This is a genomic window from Anaerostipes amylophilus, from assembly GCF_025567365.1.
GTDB classification, from domain to species: domain Bacteria; phylum Bacillota; class Clostridia; order Lachnospirales; family Lachnospiraceae; genus Anaerostipes; species Anaerostipes amylophilus.
Map to the genome: position 1 here is coordinate 26,310 of NZ_JAOQJG010000003.1, position 18,443 is coordinate 44,752.

General features: G+C 36.7%; 14 protein-coding genes. 12 read left to right on the top strand and 2 right to left on the bottom strand.

Annotated elements, in window-relative coordinates; genetic code table 11:
• Nucleotides 1-3: 3 nt before the first annotated feature.
• The 4 genes from OCV53_RS04615 (at nt 4) to OCV53_RS04630 (ending at nt 4,932) form a co-directional block, all read left to right on the top strand.
• Nucleotides 4-2,490 (top strand): LTA synthase family protein, encoded by a 2,487-nt coding sequence (locus OCV53_RS04615; RefSeq protein WP_055196786.1) that lies wholly within the window; start codon nt 4-6, stop codon nt 2,488-2,490.
• 176 nt (nt 2,491-2,666) lie between these two features.
• Nucleotides 2,667-3,956, top strand: a complete 1,290-nt coding sequence (locus OCV53_RS04620; protein ID WP_055196789.1) for an adenylosuccinate synthase — start codon at nt 2,667-2,669, stop codon at nt 3,954-3,956.
• Between the two features lie 18 nt (nt 3,957-3,974).
• Complete coding sequence (gene lepB, locus OCV53_RS04625; RefSeq protein ID WP_055196790.1) at nt 3,975-4,526, top strand: signal peptidase I; 552 nt, start codon at nt 3,975-3,977, stop codon at nt 4,524-4,526.
• Nucleotides 4,527-4,554: 28 nt separating this feature from the next.
• A complete protein-coding gene (locus OCV53_RS04630; RefSeq protein ID WP_022374841.1) occupies nt 4,555-4,932 on the top strand; it encodes a RidA family protein in 378 nt (125 codons plus the stop codon).
• Nucleotides 4,933-5,013: 81 nt separating this feature from the next.
• Here OCV53_RS04630 and OCV53_RS04635 read toward each other — a convergent pair whose 3' ends face one another.
• Nucleotides 5,014-6,096: a pyridoxal phosphate-dependent aminotransferase gene (locus OCV53_RS04635; protein ID WP_055196792.1), complete on the bottom strand. Its 1,083-nt coding sequence runs from the start codon at nt 6,094-6,096 to the stop codon at nt 5,014-5,016.
• A 116-nt stretch (nt 6,097-6,212) separates the two neighbouring features.
• On the opposite strand from OCV53_RS04635, the gene OCV53_RS04640 reads away from it, so the two are divergent.
• From OCV53_RS04640 to OCV53_RS04665, 6 genes are read left to right on the top strand one after another with little or no spacing between them, the layout of a single operon-like run.
• Complete coding sequence (locus OCV53_RS04640) at nt 6,213-9,356, top strand: DUF5717 family protein (RefSeq protein ID WP_055196794.1); 3,144 nt, start codon at nt 6,213-6,215, stop codon at nt 9,354-9,356.
• A 3-nt stretch (nt 9,357-9,359) separates the two neighbouring features.
• On the top strand, nt 9,360-10,391 hold the full coding sequence (locus OCV53_RS04645; protein WP_055196796.1) for a DUF5716 family protein: 1,032 nt from the start codon (nt 9,360-9,362) through the stop codon (nt 10,389-10,391).
• Nucleotides 10,384-11,184: a tetratricopeptide repeat protein gene (locus OCV53_RS04650; RefSeq protein ID WP_055196798.1), complete on the top strand. Its 801-nt coding sequence runs from the start codon at nt 10,384-10,386 to the stop codon at nt 11,182-11,184. Before OCV53_RS04645 ends, OCV53_RS04650 begins: the two co-directional genes overlap by 8 nt.
• Nucleotides 11,159-12,181 carry a hypothetical protein gene (locus tag OCV53_RS04655; protein ID WP_055196801.1) on the top strand — a complete coding sequence of 341 codons (1,023 nt, stop codon included), beginning with the start codon at nt 11,159-11,161 and terminating at the stop codon, nt 12,179-12,181. The genes OCV53_RS04650 and OCV53_RS04655 overlap by 26 nt, the downstream gene beginning before the upstream one ends.
• A gap of 2 nt (nt 12,182-12,183) precedes the next feature.
• Nucleotides 12,184-14,823, top strand: a complete 2,640-nt coding sequence (locus OCV53_RS04660; RefSeq protein ID WP_022374847.1) for a valine--tRNA ligase — start codon at nt 12,184-12,186, stop codon at nt 14,821-14,823.
• 36 nt (nt 14,824-14,859) lie between these two features.
• Nucleotides 14,860-15,603: a phosphatase gene (locus tag OCV53_RS04665; RefSeq protein ID WP_055196803.1), complete on the top strand. Its 744-nt coding sequence runs from the start codon at nt 14,860-14,862 to the stop codon at nt 15,601-15,603.
• A gap of 50 nt (nt 15,604-15,653) precedes the next feature.
• Here the strand turns inward: OCV53_RS04665 and OCV53_RS04670 are convergent, their stop codons facing one another.
• Nucleotides 15,654-16,586, bottom strand: coding sequence for a ribonuclease H-like domain-containing protein (locus tag OCV53_RS04670; protein ID WP_055196805.1), 933 nt, complete (start codon nt 16,584-16,586; stop codon nt 15,654-15,656).
• A gap of 230 nt (nt 16,587-16,816) precedes the next feature.
• Between OCV53_RS04670 and ruvA the strand changes: the two genes are divergently transcribed.
• The gene (ruvA, locus tag OCV53_RS04675) at nt 16,817-17,422 is read left to right on the top strand and encodes a Holliday junction branch migration protein RuvA (protein WP_081019991.1); all 606 of its coding nucleotides are present in this window, start codon (nt 16,817-16,819) and stop codon (nt 17,420-17,422) included.
• A 13-nt stretch (nt 17,423-17,435) separates the two neighbouring features.
• The gene (ruvB, locus tag OCV53_RS04680) at nt 17,436-18,440 is read left to right on the top strand and encodes a Holliday junction branch migration DNA helicase RuvB (protein WP_008392602.1); all 1,005 of its coding nucleotides are present in this window, start codon (nt 17,436-17,438) and stop codon (nt 18,438-18,440) included.
• Nucleotides 18,441-18,443 lie beyond the last annotated feature (3 nt).

The window sequence follows — 18,443 nt, forward strand, 5'->3', positions numbered from 1 at the left end:
AATATGTCAGAACGAAATGGAAAAAATAAAATTCATAATATAATAAACAAAGCGATGAAAGGCGTGGTTGTATTCGCATTATTTCTTTTTATTATTTTTGTACTAAAGAATAAGGCTGAGTTTTCAGAAAAAATCGCTAAGGGTGGACCAGATAAGGAAATTTCTCAGATCGCAGTGACAGGTAATGATGAGATTGTGCAGAAGTTTAAAGCGACGTATGATAACATTCAGAGCTTCACGTTCATGATCGATCGAAATCAGAGCTATAAAAGAGCAGGAAGTATTTCTGTTAATATCAAGGACAGCAAAGGAAAATCAGTTTATCATGTCACAAAAGATTTGCTGGATGTGGATGGAATGAGAAACATTCAGCCGTCTTTAAAGACAAGCAGATATACATCCCAAAAATGGTATAGCTTGATCGTTAATAAGGATATCAAAAAGGGCGATACATATACTCTTACGATCAAAGCCAGAGGAATCAAAAAAGATCATCCATTGTATTTATATACATCAAAGGAGATGGGCAAGATATATGAGCCAGCAGTGATCAATGGAAAGTCACAAAAAGACTTTCATATCCGAATGAGAGTATGGACAAATCGTATTGATGTAAGTGCGATCATAATGACAGTAGCAATCGCAGTTGCACTGATGGCTATTATTCTGATTCCATTAAAACTTCCAGAAAAATGGAATAAACGATTTAGTTGGATATTATTTATTGTGAATCCGTGGATCGCATTTTATATGGTTGAGAAAGTGTTTTATAATCCGATCAGCATTATGAAGCCACTGACATTTGCTTTAAATGTGCTGTGGTATTACATTATATATGCAGTATTGCTGATGCTCTTTAACCGTATTAAATGGGCACTGATGATAGGAAATATTTTCTTCTACGGTGCAGCGATCGCAAATTATTTTGTACTTGCATTTAGAGGAAATCCAATCACACCAGCAGATATTTATGCGGTTGGAACAGCGATGGATGTTGCAGATCATTATGTACTAAGTTTTGATAAACCAGCCATTATTGCAACGATCATTTTACTTGGTTTATGTGTGATCGCATGTAAATTAGAAACTTTCAAGGCATTTACGATCAAGAAACGACTGGTTGCAATTGTTATCACGGCAATAGTGATAGTTGCAAGTTCCGTTCACATGACAAAAGTAGATGATCTTGCCAAAAATGGAATCAAAGTTAATTTATTTAACCAGAAAAATGGATATTTGAAAAATGGATATATTTTAAGCTTTATTTTAAATGTTCAGTATACTCTTGTTTCTCAGCCAGATGGATATAATCCGCAGACGGTAAATAAGATTGCAGATAACTATCAGGTAACAACAGGAAAGAATAAAACTTTAAAACAAAAACCAAATGTAGTCGTGATCATGAATGAAACATTTGCAGATTTAAATGTAGTCAATCATATTAAGACCAACAAAGAGGTTATGCCGTTTATTAACAGTTTAAAAGAAAATACGATAAAAGGGCATATGCTTGTATCTGTATTTGGAGGAGGAACAAGCAACTCAGAATATGAATTTCTGACAGGAAACTCTGTATCAACATTGCCATTAAATGGTAATGCTTATACACAGTTTATCAAACATAAAGTGCCAAGTCTTGCATCGCAGTTAAAACAGGAAGGATATGATACGATGGCATTCCATCCATATAAAGCGAATGGATGGAATAGAAATACGGTATATCCATTGCTTGGATTTGATAAATTCATTGACGAGACATCTATGAATCCAAACGGAGAAAAATTCCGTGGATGGTATTCTGATTCTGAGGATTATAATAAGATCATTGATGTGTTTAATAAAAAGGAATCAGGGAAACCACTATTCTTCTTTAATGTAACGATCCAGAATCATGGTGGTTATTATGTCAAAGATACCAAATTTAAAGAAGAGATCAAGATTCAGGATGAGAAAGCAACGGATACAGCAAACCGTTATCTGTCACTGATCCATGAGTCAGACCGTGCGTTTGAAAAGATCATCAACTATTTTAAACAACAAAAAGAACCAACGATTGTTGTAATGTTTGGAGATCATCAGCCAAAACTTCCGGATTCTTTCTATGAATTATTATATGGAAAATCTTTAAATAATTTAAGCCTTAAGGAATTACAGAAGAAATACAAGGTGCCATTTATCATATGGGCAAATTATGATATTGATGAAGCTTCTGATATGGAAAATGTCAGTGCAAACTATCTTTCCAGCATGATGCTTGAGCAGACAAACTTAAAATTATCAAGATATAATGAATATTTGTTAAATTTAAGAAAGACAATACCAGCGTTAAATGCGAATGGTTATGTGGATAAAGATGGAAAAGATCATGAATTTTCTGAAAAGAACAAATATACAAAACTGATCAATGAGTATCACTATCTGCAATATAACAGTTTGATGGATACAAAACATGTTAGTAATACATTATTTTCCGTAGGAAATGGTAAGTAATATAAAAAATCAAAAGAAAATATGTAGAAATTAAAAGCTTTAGGCACTCTGTCTTGACAGAGTGCCTAAAACGATATAGAATGAAAGTTGTTGCTGTGTAGTATTTAAGATAAGTACGACCACACAATAAATACAAGAAAAAGTCAAATAATTGATTTTATTAGGAGGATACACATATGGTAAAAGCAGTCGTTGGAGCCAATTGGGGAGACGAAGGAAAAGGTAAGATTACAGACATGTTAGGTGAAACATCCGATATTATCGTTCGTTTCCAGGGAGGAGCAAATGCTGGTCATACGATCATCAATGATTACGGTAAGTTTGCGTTGCATACATTACCATCTGGGGTATTCTACAACCATACAACAAGTGTGATCGGTAATGGTGTGGCATTAAATATCCCTGTATTATTTAAAGAGATTGAAGAAATTGTAAGCCAGGGGGTTCCTAAGCCTAAGATCTTAGTATCAGATCGTGCGCAGATGGTAATGCCTTATCACATTTTATTCGATCAGTATGAAGAAGAACGTCTTGGAAAGAACTCATTTGGATCAACAAAATCCGGTATCGCACCATTTTATTCAGACAAATACGCAAAGATCGGATTCCAGGTAAGTGAATTATTCGATGAAGAAGAAGTGTTAAGAGAAAAAGTAAAATCAGTATGTGAGAAAAAGAATGTTATGTTAGAGCATTTATATCACAAACCACTTCTTGATCCAGATGAATTATACAATACATTAATGGAATACAAAGAGATGGTAGCACCTTATGTATGTGATACATCATTGTTTTTACACGAAGCGATCAAAGAAGGAAAGAATATCTTATTAGAAGGACAGTTAGGATCACTAAAAGACCCTGACCATGGAATCTATCCAATGGTTACATCATCTTCTACATTAGCAGGATATGGTGCGATCGGAGCAGGAATTCCTCCATATGAGATCAAGAAAGTTGTAACAGTTGTAAAAGCATACTCAAGTGCCGTAGGAGCTGGGGCTTTCGTAAGTGAGATCTTTGGAGATGAAGCAGATGAACTTCGCCGTCGTGGTGGAGATGGTGGAGAATTTGGAGCAACAACAGGACGTCCAAGAAGAATGGGATGGTTTGATGCTGTAGCTACTAAATACGGATGCCGTATGCAGGGAACAACAGATGTTGCCTTTACAGTATTAGATGTACTTGGATATTTAGACGAGATTCCAGTATGCGTAGGATATGAAATTGACGGAGAAGTAACAACAGACTTCCCAACAACAGGAAAACTTGAGAAAGCAAAACCAGTTTTAGAAGTACTTCCAGGATGGAAATCTGATATCCGTGGAATCAAGAACTACGAAGATCTTCCAGAGAACTGCCGTAAGTACATCGAGTTTGTAGAAGAGAAGATTGGATATCCGATCACATTAGTATCCAACGGACCAGAAAGACATGATATCATCAGACGTGGTTTTGAGGACTAAATTTTAAGGACAGCCAATATGAGCAGAGAGAAAGCAGATAAAGAAGAGAAGAAAGGCTTTAAGAGAGAAGCTTTAAGCTGGGTGATCTGTATTGTGGTGACCATTCTTCTCACAGAATTTATCTTGAATTTTGTAATTATCAACGCCAATATTCCAAGTGGTTCGATGGAGAATACGATCATGACGAATGACAAGCTGATTGCTCTTAGGACCTCTTACTGGTTTAAAGATCCGAAAAGGGGAGATATTATTATCTTCAAGTATCCAGAGGATGAAAGGGAATGGTATATTAAACGTGTGATCGCTCTTCCAGGAGAGACTGTGCAGGTTAAAGATGGTAAAGTCTACATTAACGGAAGCAGTAAACCACTTAGTGAACCATATATCAAAGAAGAACCAGTAGAAGATTTTGGACCATATACAGTGCCGAAGAATGGATATTTTGTTATGGGAGATAATCGGAATAATTCAAATGATGCGAGAGAATGGGATATACACTATGTTTCCAGAGACGAGATCTTAGGAAAAGCGTGGTTTCGATATTACCCATCAATCAAACGGATCAAGTAACAGATGAAGAAAGGCAGGAAATACTATCATGGATACAAAGATCATTAATGCACAGAATGCACCAGCAGCTGTTGGACCATACTGCCATGCAGTAGAAGCAGGAGATTTTGTGTTTACATCCGGACAGATTGGTTTAGATCCACAGACACAGGAGTTAAAAGAAGGTGTCGCTGAACAGACAAAACAGGTGTTAGCAAATTTAACAGCAGTATTAAAAGCATCTGATCTTACATTAGACAATGTTATCAAAACAACAGTATTCTTAGCAGATATCAATGATTTCGCAGAGATCAATGGAATTTATGAAGAAGCTTTTGGAGATAACAAACCAGCAAGATCATGTGTACAGGCAGGAGCTCTTCCAAAAGGAGCACTGATCGAGATTGAAGTTATTGCAGTAAAATAATAACAAGAAAATAAAAAGTTCCGATAATGGATAAACAGATTCATTACCGGAACTTTTTTAGTTTTATATAAAATAAATATTTTATTTTAATAATGCTAATAAACGATCATTATCTTCTTTTTTCTGAATACAGAAACGAATAAATTCACCATCAAGTCCATGAAAACTCGCACAGTCGCGGATCATCAGACCTTCTTTGATACATCGTTCAAACATTTCAAAAGAAGTAGTTCCATCTAAAAGTTTTACAAGAATAAAGTTTGCATAAGCCTTAAAAACCTTAAGATTAGGACGTTTGGATAAAATATTCATACAGCGGGAACGCTCAGAATCAATATAATCTTTCGTCATTTTGATATAATCCTTATCCATAAACATTGCTTCTCCGGCAAGGGCAGCCAGTGTGTTGATCGTCCATGGATTTTTGATGCTGTTCATACGTTCAAGGAAAGAAAGGTTTCCACAGATTCCGTAACCAAGACGAAGTCCTGGAGCACAGAAGAATTTGGAAGTTCCGCGAAGAACCATGAAATTATCAAATTTTGTAGTGAGAGAAACCGCTGAGATCTTTTGGATATCGGGGGCAAATTCTACATAAGTTTCATCAATCATAACAAAGATATTATGTTTTTTACAATGTGCAAGGATTTTTGAAATTTCCTCCGTATTCAGAGCACTAGAGGTTGGATTATTCGGATTACATATTGCAAGAAGATCAACACTGTCATCGAGTTTTGCAAAAAGATCATCAAGATCTAATTGAAAATCAAGATCTTCTCTTAGATAATATTCTTCTACATGACCACCAACAAGATCGATCTCTCGTGTATATTCGGAATATGTAGGAGATAGAAGCAGTGCGTGTTTTGGACGTAATAGTTGCATTGTAAGACTGATCATCTCGGTTGCACCATTTCCAACAATGATATGTTCCATTGGGACATTACAGTATAGTGAAAGGGTAGAACGAAGTTCCTTGTAATCACGGTCAGGATACTCGCTGATACATTCAATATGAGATGCCATGCTTTTCTTCAATAAAGGTGAAATTCCTAGAGGATTGACATTTCCTGCAAAAGGAATGATCGTCTCTTTTTTGATTCCATAATAAGCTTCGACTTTCTCAAGATCACTTCCGTGAAATTCTTGTTTTTTTTCTGACATGGTAATTCCTCTTTTCCTTTAATATTGTGTCGAAATTTGGTATAATGAATACTAATTGAAATTATGTATTATTATACCCACAAAATCTTTTGGTTGGCAAGGAGCAGAATAAGAATATGTCAGAATCATTAGAAAAGTTTACAAGTATTGCGAAGGAAGATCATCAAAGAGCTAAAACGCTCTTTTTTTCTGAAGCATTTAAGGAAGAATTTCTGAAAGATAAACAAAAAGAAAAACAACTATATCATCAGCTGCTGTTGGGAAGAAACAGAGATCAGATCTTAGAAGAATTTTTACTAAGTACAGACCAGAAATCACCAGTATTGCTTGATGTAACAAAAACAATGTATCATGCAACAATTGCAAATTTAGATGAACCGCTGGAAATTACGATAAGGAAGGATGGATGGGGATACATTGCAGGAAGAGTTAAGACAGAAGGAAAGTTTATCACTCTTCACAAAGATACATTTCATGCTGAAGATTTTGAAGATGGACAGATGGCTATTTATGTGGATCTTAAAACAATACCACGAGATGGAGACAGAGACCATTTAATCGTGCAGACTGTCTATCAGACGATCGAGATTGAAGTGATATACAAAGAAGAAAAAAGTGAAAGAAAAAAGGAAGAAGAGTTTAGACAAAAGAAACTTTATGAATTATACATTGATTTTTGCAGTGGAAGGATTCGCTTGGAGCAGTTTGCTGAACGTGCAAGATCTGTACTTGATAAGATGCCAGATCATCCGGTAAGAAATCGGATTTATGATCTTATGAAACTTCATTTGGATATTCTTTGTGGCAAGGAAGATCTAAAAGAGCACATTCCGGAAGATGCAAAGAAGGAATCGCTTGAAATCTGTCAGGGATATGTCTGGTATCTGCAGGCATGTTACGATAAAGAAGATGATACGATAGATGAAGCCAGAGAAGAGATGAAAATTCTCTATGAAAACAGCGATGATATCAATGTTAAAGGATATTTGTTCTGGTTTCTTATGAATTTAAGTGAAGATTTGATGAAAGATTCAGCACTTCGAATGAAACAGATCAAAGAATTATATCAGGAGGGATGTCAAAACCCTCTGCTTCGTTTTGAAGGCTGCTGTATTTTAGGGGAAGATGAACAATTATTAACATGTATAGATTCTTATGAATTATGGGTACTGGAATTCGGTGCACAGGAGAAGATTTTAAATACAAGATTGATTGGAAAGTTATGCTTTCTTGTTTCAAGAAATAAGATATTTTCAGAAGAAATCTTATGGTTATTTATGTGTATATATAAAGAATATCCACAGACAGATGTGCTGCAGGCAATTTGTGCCATGATGATTCAGGGAAACTGTATGGATGAAGACTGCCATCCATACTATGAGGAAGCATTGCAGCGAGGTGTACAGCTGATTGGATTACAGGAAGCATTTTTAAGAACGATTCCCAAAGGAGAGTACCCATTACTGCCAGAAGAGATTCTTATGTATTTTACATACAGCATGAGTCTTGGGGCAGAAGAACAAAGCCGCCTGTTTGCCAATGTAGTACATAACAGACGCAACTATCATAAGATCTTTCCGAATTATGAAGAACTGATTCGTACATTTTTAAGAGAAGAACTGCAAAAAGGACAGATCAACGAAGATCTTATTTTACTGTATCGTTATTATTATGAGGAACTTCTTCAGAATGAGGTGTCCAGACAAAATCTTGGAAATGTTGTGTTTGTACAGAAGCTGATATGTGATAATGAATTTATTCAGAAAGCAGAGATCAGTCAGGAGTGGAAGAAAAATCTGGACGTCTGCTATCTGTCAGAGCCTAACCGCTATGTAGAAATCTTTGACCAGAATGCAGCATTTATTTTCTTTGACAATGAAGGAAATCGTTATATTGGATCCGTTGCGTATCAGTTAAAACCAGTTTTTACAAGAGAACAGATGGAGATGTATTGTGAGAGTGCGGATGGAAATAATCCACATTATGTTATGTATAAAGCAGCAGGATTTGGAATAAGAGAAAAGCTTAAAGAAGAAGATTTCCCAGTTGTGCTATATGCATTAAAAAGCAGAAACTTAGATGTTGATTATGAGCAGGAATTGTTTGAGAAAGTTCTTGAGTATTATAAAGCACATGAATTGCAGAAAGAATTGCAGAATGCATTGTCTTATGTCGAATGGAAGAATTTAAAAGATGAGAACAGAAGACACATGATTGGATATTTTATTGCTGCAGGACTGTATGAGGATGCACTGAAAGGAATTGGACAGTACGGATATCAATTTCTTGACAAAGATCAGTTAAAAGAGATCTGTTTGTATGCACTTACAACATTGAGTAACAGACGGTCAGATCTTTTGGTAGAAATGTGTATGGAATCTTTTGAGTTAGGCAATGAAAATAACGAAGTGATCAAGTATCTGCAAAAATACTTCCATGGAACAAAAGAAGAGATGTTAGCTGTATTTGATGCAGGACAGAAAGTCAGTATGTATGACAGAGTATTTGTGGAGAGTGTGCTAAGAGCATGTATTGCAGATGGCGTGGATGGAACTGAATTTAAAGTGTTTGAAGAATACTTAAACCAGTCAGAAACAGACAAAGGTCTGATCAATGCAATGTTGGTGGAATATGTAAATTATGCATATGATAATAAGCAAGAACTTCCAGAGAAATTTTACGAATTGATCGGAGAGAAGATTGATCATGGGAAGATGGACTGGATGTACCAGCAATTGTATCTTGATTACTACAAAGATAAGAAAGAACAATTATCTGAGCGAAGTTTAAAACGTATTGAAAAGATCAAAGACTATCAGATCATCAGGAGAGATCATATTCTGCCTGTACTATTTGAATATGTTGATGTGATCTCACTGCCAAAATATCTTTGTGCTGAAACATTTGTACAGTTTTATGCAAAGAGCAGTGCCAATGTAGTATTTCATTATATGGACAGTGACAATGGGCATTGGATTGAAGAGCCAATGAATGAGTTACTCCCTGGATATTATGTTTTGTCCCTGGCAGTCTTTTATCATGAGCTGTCAGACTGCTATGTTAGTGTATCAGGAGAGTTAAGAAGATACAGAGAAGATGTGATCATATCAGACCATATGAAATACAGCAAAGGCAGCAGATTTTATGAATTAAATGAACTTTTAATTCATCAGCAGGATGAAGATGTTCAGAAAATGATGGAACGTTATGCAGTAAAAACAATGATGACACAGATGGTAAAACCAATGACAGAGGAATAAAATATGCAGACAGCGATACATTTTGAAGGAGATCAGGCATATATATGTGTATCTGATCATGGAAAAATTAAAGAAGAAGAGCCTGTTTCCTATGGAAGATCGAGAGTAGAATTTGTGATTCAGACTGCCAAGGCACAGGAAGAAGGAAAAATCGCAGTTGTTTTTGATGATGCAACAGGAAAGATCGTAAAGGATGCAGAAGAACAATGCATTAGATCTGGATTGCAGCAAGGACAGGTAAACTTCTTTACAAAAGAAGAAGCAGCACTTGGGGTTGTGTTATTTCGAGGAGACAATTTGGCAAAAGGAAACACAGGAATTTTTGACTACACAAGAAAACATTTTGTATATTATGAAGTAAAGAAACAAAAAGATTCAGTGATCGTGGAAGCAAAAGACTACACAGAACAGATCAAACATGCTGTTACAGACCAGGAAAAAGATGCAGCATTTTTAACGATCATCAAACAGGCATTGGCCAGAGGAATTACAACGACGATCTATTTATGTGGAGAAGGATTTGATGGAAACTGGTTTAGTCAGTCAACCAATGCTCTTTGTATCGGAAGACGAGTGTTTATGGGAAAACATCTCTTTGCATCTGGAGCGGCGTATTTGTGTGCAAACAGACAAGGAGAACAAAAAGTTCCGGCAACCGTAAATCATACAACGATCAGTCAGATTGGTCTGGTTGTTCATCATCATGGCAGGGATATGTTCTGCCCACTGATCATGGAGGGAAAACCATGGGAAGAGAGCAGAGGTGAGATGGAAATCTTTGTATCTGGAATCAATGGCTTAAGCTTTGAAGTAAGAAATCGTTCTGGAATGAAAAAAGCATCTATCCGTATGCCGCTTGATGGAATGAAAAAGGATGCAGATATTGTGTATAAATTAAAGATACAGGGAGAATACATAAAAGCAGATCAGTGCAAGATCAAGATCACAGATCTTGGATTTGGAAAGATAAGACCGGCAAGTTATCAGACATGGCAGCAGATCATTTATCTGGAAAGAGGTGATTATAATGAGTAAGATTGTTTTGTGTGAAACAAAACCTGCAAAAACAGCGTATACGATCCATAAGATCAATCGAAGTTTTCAAAGTTATGAAGAACTTTGCTGGCTGTTGGAACATTATCTGATCTTCTTTTTAAGTGAGGGGATTGATCGTTCATTAAAAAATTATTTAAAAGAATATCTGAATCTGGAGATTAAGAGTGAAGATGCAGTCCAGCAGGTAAAAGAAATCATAAATTTTCAGAATTATTTTACAGCAGATGAAAAGATTCAGTTTCAGCAGAAGATAAGGACAACTTACTTATATTCCGCTGCAAAGAAACAAAAGCTTCTGGCAGATATGTACCTGAAACATCATTTATATCTGATGGCACTAACATCTTATCAGAAATTAGAGATGGTCTCAGGAAAATTAAATCCAAATGAACAGATGCATGTATGGTATCACATGGGATTATGCCAGAGTAGAATGTTTTGTTTTGATGAGGCAAAAGAATCTTTTCGCAAAGCATTGATGCTAAAACCAGAAAAACAGATTCAGGAAGCGTATTTTATGATATCTTATCTAAGCGGGGATGAAAAAAGCTTTATCGAAGATGGAAAAGCAGTTTCTTTTGACGAGGAACACTGCAAAACCATATATGAAAACCTCAAAGAATGTGAAAAAGAGATTTTTGAGAAAGAACAGTTTGATAAACTGGCGAAAATAGATTATCATAGAAAGAAGGCAGATAAAAGCATGACCCGCCGGTTAGTAAAAACAACGTTAGGGAAGTGGAAAGATGAATACAAAGCAGAGATTATCTAATGACCTGTTAAATGATGGCGAAATCATCATAGAAAAACGTTTTGTAAAATTGTATGAATCAGAGATTGATAAGATTGATGAACAGATCAGTGATCTTAAGAAACTTGATCAGAAAGATTTTGATGCAAAAGGAGAAGTGGAAGAGAAAGCAAGAGCCTATTACCGGGCATTTGCAAGAGAATTTTATGATGTCTGTGAGGGACGAGTCAGTGATGATGAGTTCTTTGATCTTTGGGAACGCGAAGAAGAATTAAAAACAGGGATCAATTCCATTAATTCGCTGGAAGGAGAACAAAAACAGCTGGAGAAAGAACTTGCACGTGCCAATGAAGAAGAGATTTCCATGGATGGCAGGATTGTGGCAGTTTATGAAAAGAAGAAGAATAAGAAAGCAATATTGATTTCTTTTTGCCTGATGGCTGTTGCGGCAGTTTGTGTGACAGGATTTTATCTGTATCATTTCACAGTGCCAGTCAAGCAGTATGCATGGCAGCTTGCGTGTGCGGGCGTGATCGTGGTATTATTCCTACTAATCTTATTTCAATCACACAAGAAAGTTTCTGACCAGTTAAAGCTGTTAGAGATGATGGTTACTCACAAAGGTCATACAGGAAAACGGCTGGAAGATGATAAAAGAGAGATTGGAAATGATCTTAAATTCTACTATGAGAAATTTGAGAACGTATTTTCATATATTTCCCCAGAACAGTGGAAATTATTTGATTTTTGTGGTAAAGTGTCAGCCAGATTAAGATTTAGCGATGCAATCATTGAAGCGTCCGCTGATCTGGAACAATTATTAGACAAGAACCAATGGAAGACATCTGGATTCTGGATGTATCATCCAAAGGTTTTATATAATCTGATCAAACGAAGGGATTATCTGAATGCATTGAATCAGAGAAAAGATATATGTAGCAAGGAATTGATTCGTCATGAGCAGATTTTAGAAGGAATCGGTGAACAAGCAGATTCCGAAACTATAGAAGGAGTTTAGAGATGAAGAAAGAACTAGAAAAAACCTATGATCCAGGTGCGATTGAAGAACGCCTGTATCAGAAATGGCTGGATAACAAGTATTTCCATGCAGAAGTAGATGAGACAAAACAACCATATACGATCGTGATTCCACCTCCAAATATCACAGGAAAGCTTCATATGGGACATGCGTTAGATGAGACACTTCAGGACATTCTGATCCGATTTAAGAAGATGCAGGGATATAATGCATTATGGATACCAGGAACAGACCATGCAAGTATTGCGACAGAAGTAAAGATCATCAATGCACTGAAAGAAGAAGGAATCGAGAAAGAAGATCTTGGAAGAGAGAAGTTCTTAGAACGTGCCTGGGATTGGAAAGAAGAATATGGTGGAACGATCATCGAACAGATGAAGAAACTTGGATCTTCCTGTGACTGGGATCGTGAGAGATTCACGATGGATGAAGGATGTTCTGAAGCAGTCAAAGAAGTTTTCATTAAATTATATGAAAAAGGTTATATTTACCGTGGATCAAGAATCATCAACTGGTGTCCGGTCTGCCAGACATCTATCTCTGATGCGGAAGTAGAATACGAAGATCAGGCAGGGCATTTCTGGCATATTAAATACCCAGTTGTTGGAAGCGAAGGTGAATATGTAGAAATCGCAACAACACGTCCAGAGACATTATTAGGAGACTCTGCAGTTGCAGTTCATCCAGATGATGAAAGATATACACATTTAGTTGGTAAGATGTTAGAATTGCCATTATGCAACCGTCAGATTCCAGTTGTAGCAGATGAATATGTAGACCGTGAGTTTGGAACAGGTGCCGTTAAGATCACACCAGCACATGATCCAAATGACTTTGAAGTTGGAAAACGCCACGATCTGCCAGAGATCAATATCTTAAATGACGATGCAACGATCAACAAGAATGGTGGTAAATACGAAGGTATGGATCGCTATGAAGCAAGGAAGGCCATTGTTGCTGACTTGGAAGAACAGGGATATTTAGTTAAGATCAAAGAACATGAACATAACGTAGGAACACATGACCGCTGCGGAACAACAGTTGAGCCTATGATCAAGCCACAGTGGTTTGTGAAGATGGAAGAACTCGCAAAACCAGCGATCGAAGCTGTGAAGAACGGAGATCTGAAATTCGTACCAGAACGTTATACAAAGACATATCTTCATTGGTTAGAGAACATCCGTGACTGGTGTATTTCCAGACAGTTATGGTGGGGACACAGAATTCCAGCATATTACTGTGATGAATGTGGAGAAGTTGTCGTAGCAAGAGAAACACCGGAAGTATGTCCTAAGTGTGGATGCAAGCATTTCACACAGGATGAAGATACATTGGATACATGGTTCAGTTCTGCATTGTGGCCTTTCTCAACACTCGGATGGCCAGAGAAGACAAAAGAATTAGATTATTTCTATCCTACAAATACACTGGTAACAGGATATGATATCATCTTCTTCTGGGTAGTCAGAATGGTATTCTCAGGATACGAACAGACAGGAAAGAGTCCATTTGACACAGTACTGATCCATGGATTAGTTCGTGATGAACAGGGACGTAAGATGAGTAAATCCCTTGGAAATGGTATCAATCCATTGGATGTCATTGCACAGTATGGTGCAGATGCCTTAAGATTTACACTGATCACAGGAAATGCCCCTGGAAATGATATGCGTTACACAGAAAAACGTGTCATTGCAAGTCGTAACTTTGCAAACAAGATCTGGAATGCATCTCGTTTCATTATGATGAACTTAGAGCAGGCTGATTTCTCTGATGTTACATTAGAAGATCTTACAAGTGCAGACAAATGGATCTTATCTAAGTTAAATACACTTGCCAAAGATGTTACAGACAACATGGAGAAATACGAACTTGGTATCGCAGTTCAGAAACTAAACGACTTCTTATGGGAAGAATTCTGTGACTGGTATATTGAGATGGTAAAACCTCGTCTGTACAATGATGAAGACCAGACAAAGGCAGCAGCACTTTGGACATTAAATACAGTTTTAACAGAAGCATTAAAACTGTTACATCCATATATGCCATTTATCACAGAAGAGATTTATTGTAATTTAACAGATGAAGAATCTATTATGTTAGCAAAATGGCCAGAGTTCAAAGAAGAATGGAACTTCAAGGCTGATGAGAAGGCTGTAGAGACGATCAAAGAAGCAGTCAGAGGAATCCGTAATGTTCGTGCAGAGATGAACGTATCACCAAAGAAGAAAGCACAGGTTTACGTGGTATCTGAAGATGCGGAGATCAGAGATATTTTTGAACAAGGGAAAGTTTTCTTTGCTACACTTGGATATGCAAGTGAAGTTATCATTCAGGATAACAAAGACGGAATCGGAGACGATGCAGTATCAAGTGTGATCGCAGGAGCTGTGATCTACATGCCATTTGCAGAATTAGTTGACATTGCAAAAGAGAAAGAACGTCTTGCAAAAGAAGAAAAACGTTTAAATGGCGAGATCAAACGTTGCGAAGGAATGCTTGGAAATGAAAGATTCGTAAGCAAAGCGCCTGAAGCGAAAGTTCAGGAAGAAAAAGACAAACTTGCCAAATATCAGCAGATGTTAAAACAGGTCAAAGAACAGATCGCAAGAATTTCATAAAGATCAGAAGTGGATGATAAAACGAGGTTTTGAAAAATGAAATTTACATTAGATTTACACACACATACAGTAGCCAGTGGACATGCGTATTCAACAGTACAGGAGATGGCAAAAGCAGCGGCAGATAAAGGATTGAAACTTTTAGGAATCACAGAACATGCACAAGGAATTCCTGGAACATGCGATGAGATTTATTTCCATAATATGCGTATTATTCCAAGGAAGATGTACGGGATTGATCTGATGTTTGGCTCTGAGATCAACATTATCGATCATGATGGAACTTTAAGTATGGAAGAAGAAATTATTGAGAAGACATTGGATATCCGAATTGCGGGAATCCATCTTCCATGTTATGAAGTTGGAACCGTCACGCAAAATACGAATGCCTATGTAAAAGCGATCGAGAATCCAATGATCGATATTATCAGTCATCCAGATGACAGCAGAATACCGATTGATTATGAAACGATCGTAGATGCGGCAAAAGAAAATCATACATTATTAGAGATAAATAACAGTTCCTTGGATTCTTTGTCATCAAGAGTTGGAGCATGGCAGAATCTGCAGATCATGATTCAGATGTGTAAAGAGAAGAAAGTGCCAGTAGTCGCAGGGACAGATGCACATTTTTCAAGTGCGGTTGGCGTATTTGATCATGTGGAAGTCTTATTACAAGAGATGAATTTCCCAGAAGAACTAGTAGTGAATCGCTCTGTAGATGTGTTAAAACAAGAAATTTTACAACATCGTGAAATCCGAAAGATCGGGAGAGATTAAAAATAGAAACATCCATCGAGAATTAAAGTTCAGATGGATGTTTTTTTACTTTATTTTTCAGATAAAATGTAATAAATAATGTCAGCACAATAATTGGCAACATCAGTTTTTGCAGATAAGAAGCTATCTCCTGGAGTAAATTTTGAATAACAATTGTTTTTATCGGCACGAATGATACTCGTAGTATCCACAAATGACTTCATACTTTTATGGATCACAAGATCTTCCATAGGGAGGTAATAATAATTTTTATAATCTTTGAGGTAATGTTTTAGATGACCATTTTCCAAAGGACATGTAAGTATAGCATTTGAATGATCAAGAGTCAGAGATATGCCAGACTTTTCGTAATTGCAGCTGACAGGAATCTGTATATCAAGATTCAGATGAGCAACAAAATGATCATTTTCAATAAAATAGGATGATAAAGTAAATTCTTTATCAAGCAATGCGGGATAAGACATCAACGAATAAATTTTATGTAAACCGATAAGATCTTCGAGGTTATGTAAAAGTAGCGATTCTTTATTCTTGATCTCTCCATTCTCAAGATAATCCTGATAAGTTTTGATAAGTTTTTTTCCAGAAAGTTTGTCGGTTCGTTGAATTCCTAAATATTCTTCCAGATTCTTCTGCCGGAAATTCTTTAATCCCCACAGATTTTTATAAGGTTTTAAAATTTGATAAAGATCAAGATGTTCATACTGATCAAATGATGCATTGATCTTAAACTCCTTGATCTTCGATGTCAAAAAAGGAAGATCAAAGGTTTTGCCATTAAATGTAATCAGTGTATTATAAGGTTGGATAAATGCAAGAAAATCAGTTAAGATCTGTTCCTGAGATAGTCCGTCTTCATTAAACCATTGTGTTACATTTCCATCCATATCACAGCATCCGATCACAGTAATCGCTGAGATATCAGCACTCAATCCAGTTGTTTCTATATCAAAAAATAAAGATTGTTGTATGTTATGTTCCATAAAAATCCTTTCTGTGAACAAGAATCATATCCACAGATTTATTATATCGGCTTTTGATCGGATTTGCAATGAATGGAAAACCAGAGTATGACACTCCATCATATGATCATTTAAGATAAGAACATACGTACGGATTATTTGTGAATTCTGATCCAATAGACTGGACTGTTAAGACATGATAAGGTATAATACGAAACGAATGGAAAAAGACAGAATAAGGAGAAACCAAATTGATTTCATATATAAAAGGAATACTAGAAGATATGTCACCAGGGATGGTGGTTGTGGATAATCATGGGATTGGGTACCAGATGATGGTTCCGATGAGAGGAGAATCTTTTCCTAAGATCGGACAAGAAATCAAGATCTATACCCATATGCATGTAAGAGAAGATGATGTCAGTTTATTTGGCTTTTTATCAAAAGAAGAAAAAGAAGCATTTGAACTTCTGATCGGAGTCAATGGGATCGGACCGAAGGTAGGATTGTCTGTATTATCAACGTTGTCCGTTTATGAACTTAAGATGGCAGTGATCAGTGAAGACGTCAAGACAATTTCTAAGACCCCGGGATTTGGACCTAAGGGAGCGAAGAAATTGATCTTAGAATTAAAAGATAAGTTAAGCTTTGAAGAATTAGAAGAAGATGGTGTGGGAGCAGAGATCTTTGATACATCTGCAGACAGCAGTGATTCTGTGATGATCACGATTGAAGGATTAGTAAGTCTTGGATATTCAAAAAGTGAAGCAGCGATCGCAGTTAACAAGGTAGAAGATGCGAAAGATCTCACCCCAGAAGAACTTCTTAAAAAAGCATTGAAGAATATTATGATATAGATAGAGGGTAATTATGCAAAACAGAATGATTTCCACAGAACTTGTGGAAGAAGATATCAAAATTGAAAATCATCTGCGCCCACAAATGTTAAGTGATTACATTGGACAGGAAAAAGTCAAAGAGAATTTAAAAATTTTTATTGAGGCAGCCAAAAGTCGAGGAGAATCTTTAGATCATGTACTGTTTTACGGTCCCCCAGGATTAGGAAAGACAACACTTGCAGGGATCGTAGCAAATGAAATGGGTGTACATTTGAAAGTAACAAGTGGACCAGCGATCGAGAAACCAGGAGAAATCGCGGCAATTCTTAATAATCTGCAGGAAGGAGATGTCTTATTTATTGATGAGATTCACCGTTTAAATCGACAGGTAGAAGAAGTTCTGTATCCAGCAATGGAAGACTATGCCATTGATATATTAGTAGGAAAAGGACAGGCTGCGAGATCGATCCGGCTGGAACTGCCAAGATTTACATTAGTCGGGGCAACGACAAGAGCTGGAATGTTAACAGCACCGTTAAGAGATCGATTTGGAGTTGTAAACCGCTTGAATTTCTATAACAGTGAAGAGTTACAGACGATCATTGAACGGTCTGCAGAAGTCTTAGAGATTGGGATCGATCCAGAGGGTGCATTAGAGATTGCAAGAAGATCCAGAGGGACACCAAGACTTGCCAATCGTTTATTGAAACGTGTGCGAGATTTTGCACAGGTAAAATACGATGGACAGATTACATTAGAGATTGCAAGAGATGCACTGAATCATTTAGAAGTTGATACGATCGGGCTGGATCAGACAGATAGAAATTTATTAAAGACGATGATGGAGACATTTGAAGGAAGACCAGTCGGACTTGATACATTAGCAGCAGCGATTGGAGAAGATTCAGGAACGATCGAAGATGTGTATGAGCCATATCTGATCCAGAACGGATTGATTCAGAGAACACCAAGAGGAAGAGTTGTAACAAGAAGTGCATATGAGCATTTTCATTTACCAATACCAGAGGATAGATAACAG

Excerpts from the sequence above, each read along its gene's own strand:
- lepB (WP_055196790.1), top strand. The coding sequence starts at position 3,975 with ATGAGCAGAGAGAAAGCAGATAAAGAAGAGAAGAAAGGCTTTAAGAGA.
- OCV53_RS04650 (WP_055196798.1), top strand. The coding sequence starts at position 10,384 with ATGAGTAAGATTGTTTTGTGTGAAACAAAACCTGCAAAAACAGCGTAT.
- OCV53_RS04640 (WP_055196794.1), top strand. The coding sequence starts at position 6,213 with ATGTCAGAATCATTAGAAAAGTTTACAAGTATTGCGAAGGAAGATCAT.
- OCV53_RS04665 (WP_055196803.1), top strand. The coding sequence starts at position 14,860 with ATGAAATTTACATTAGATTTACACACACATACAGTAGCCAGTGGACAT.
- OCV53_RS04620 (WP_055196789.1), top strand. The coding sequence starts at position 2,667 with ATGGTAAAAGCAGTCGTTGGAGCCAATTGGGGAGACGAAGGAAAAGGT.
- OCV53_RS04670 (WP_055196805.1), bottom strand. The coding sequence starts at position 16,586 with ATGGAACATAACATACAACAATCTTTATTTTTTGATATAGAAACAACT.
- OCV53_RS04630 (WP_022374841.1), top strand. The coding sequence starts at position 4,555 with ATGGATACAAAGATCATTAATGCACAGAATGCACCAGCAGCTGTTGGA.
- OCV53_RS04645 (WP_055196796.1), top strand. The coding sequence starts at position 9,360 with ATGCAGACAGCGATACATTTTGAAGGAGATCAGGCATATATATGTGTA.
- OCV53_RS04660 (WP_022374847.1), top strand. The coding sequence starts at position 12,184 with ATGAAGAAAGAACTAGAAAAAACCTATGATCCAGGTGCGATTGAAGAA.
- OCV53_RS04615 (WP_055196786.1), top strand. The coding sequence starts at position 4 with ATGTCAGAACGAAATGGAAAAAATAAAATTCATAATATAATAAACAAA.
- OCV53_RS04635 (WP_055196792.1), bottom strand. The coding sequence starts at position 6,096 with ATGTCAGAAAAAAAACAAGAATTTCACGGAAGTGATCTTGAGAAAGTC.
- ruvB (WP_008392602.1), top strand. The coding sequence starts at position 17,436 with ATGCAAAACAGAATGATTTCCACAGAACTTGTGGAAGAAGATATCAAA.
- OCV53_RS04655 (WP_055196801.1), top strand. The coding sequence starts at position 11,159 with ATGAATACAAAGCAGAGATTATCTAATGACCTGTTAAATGATGGCGAA.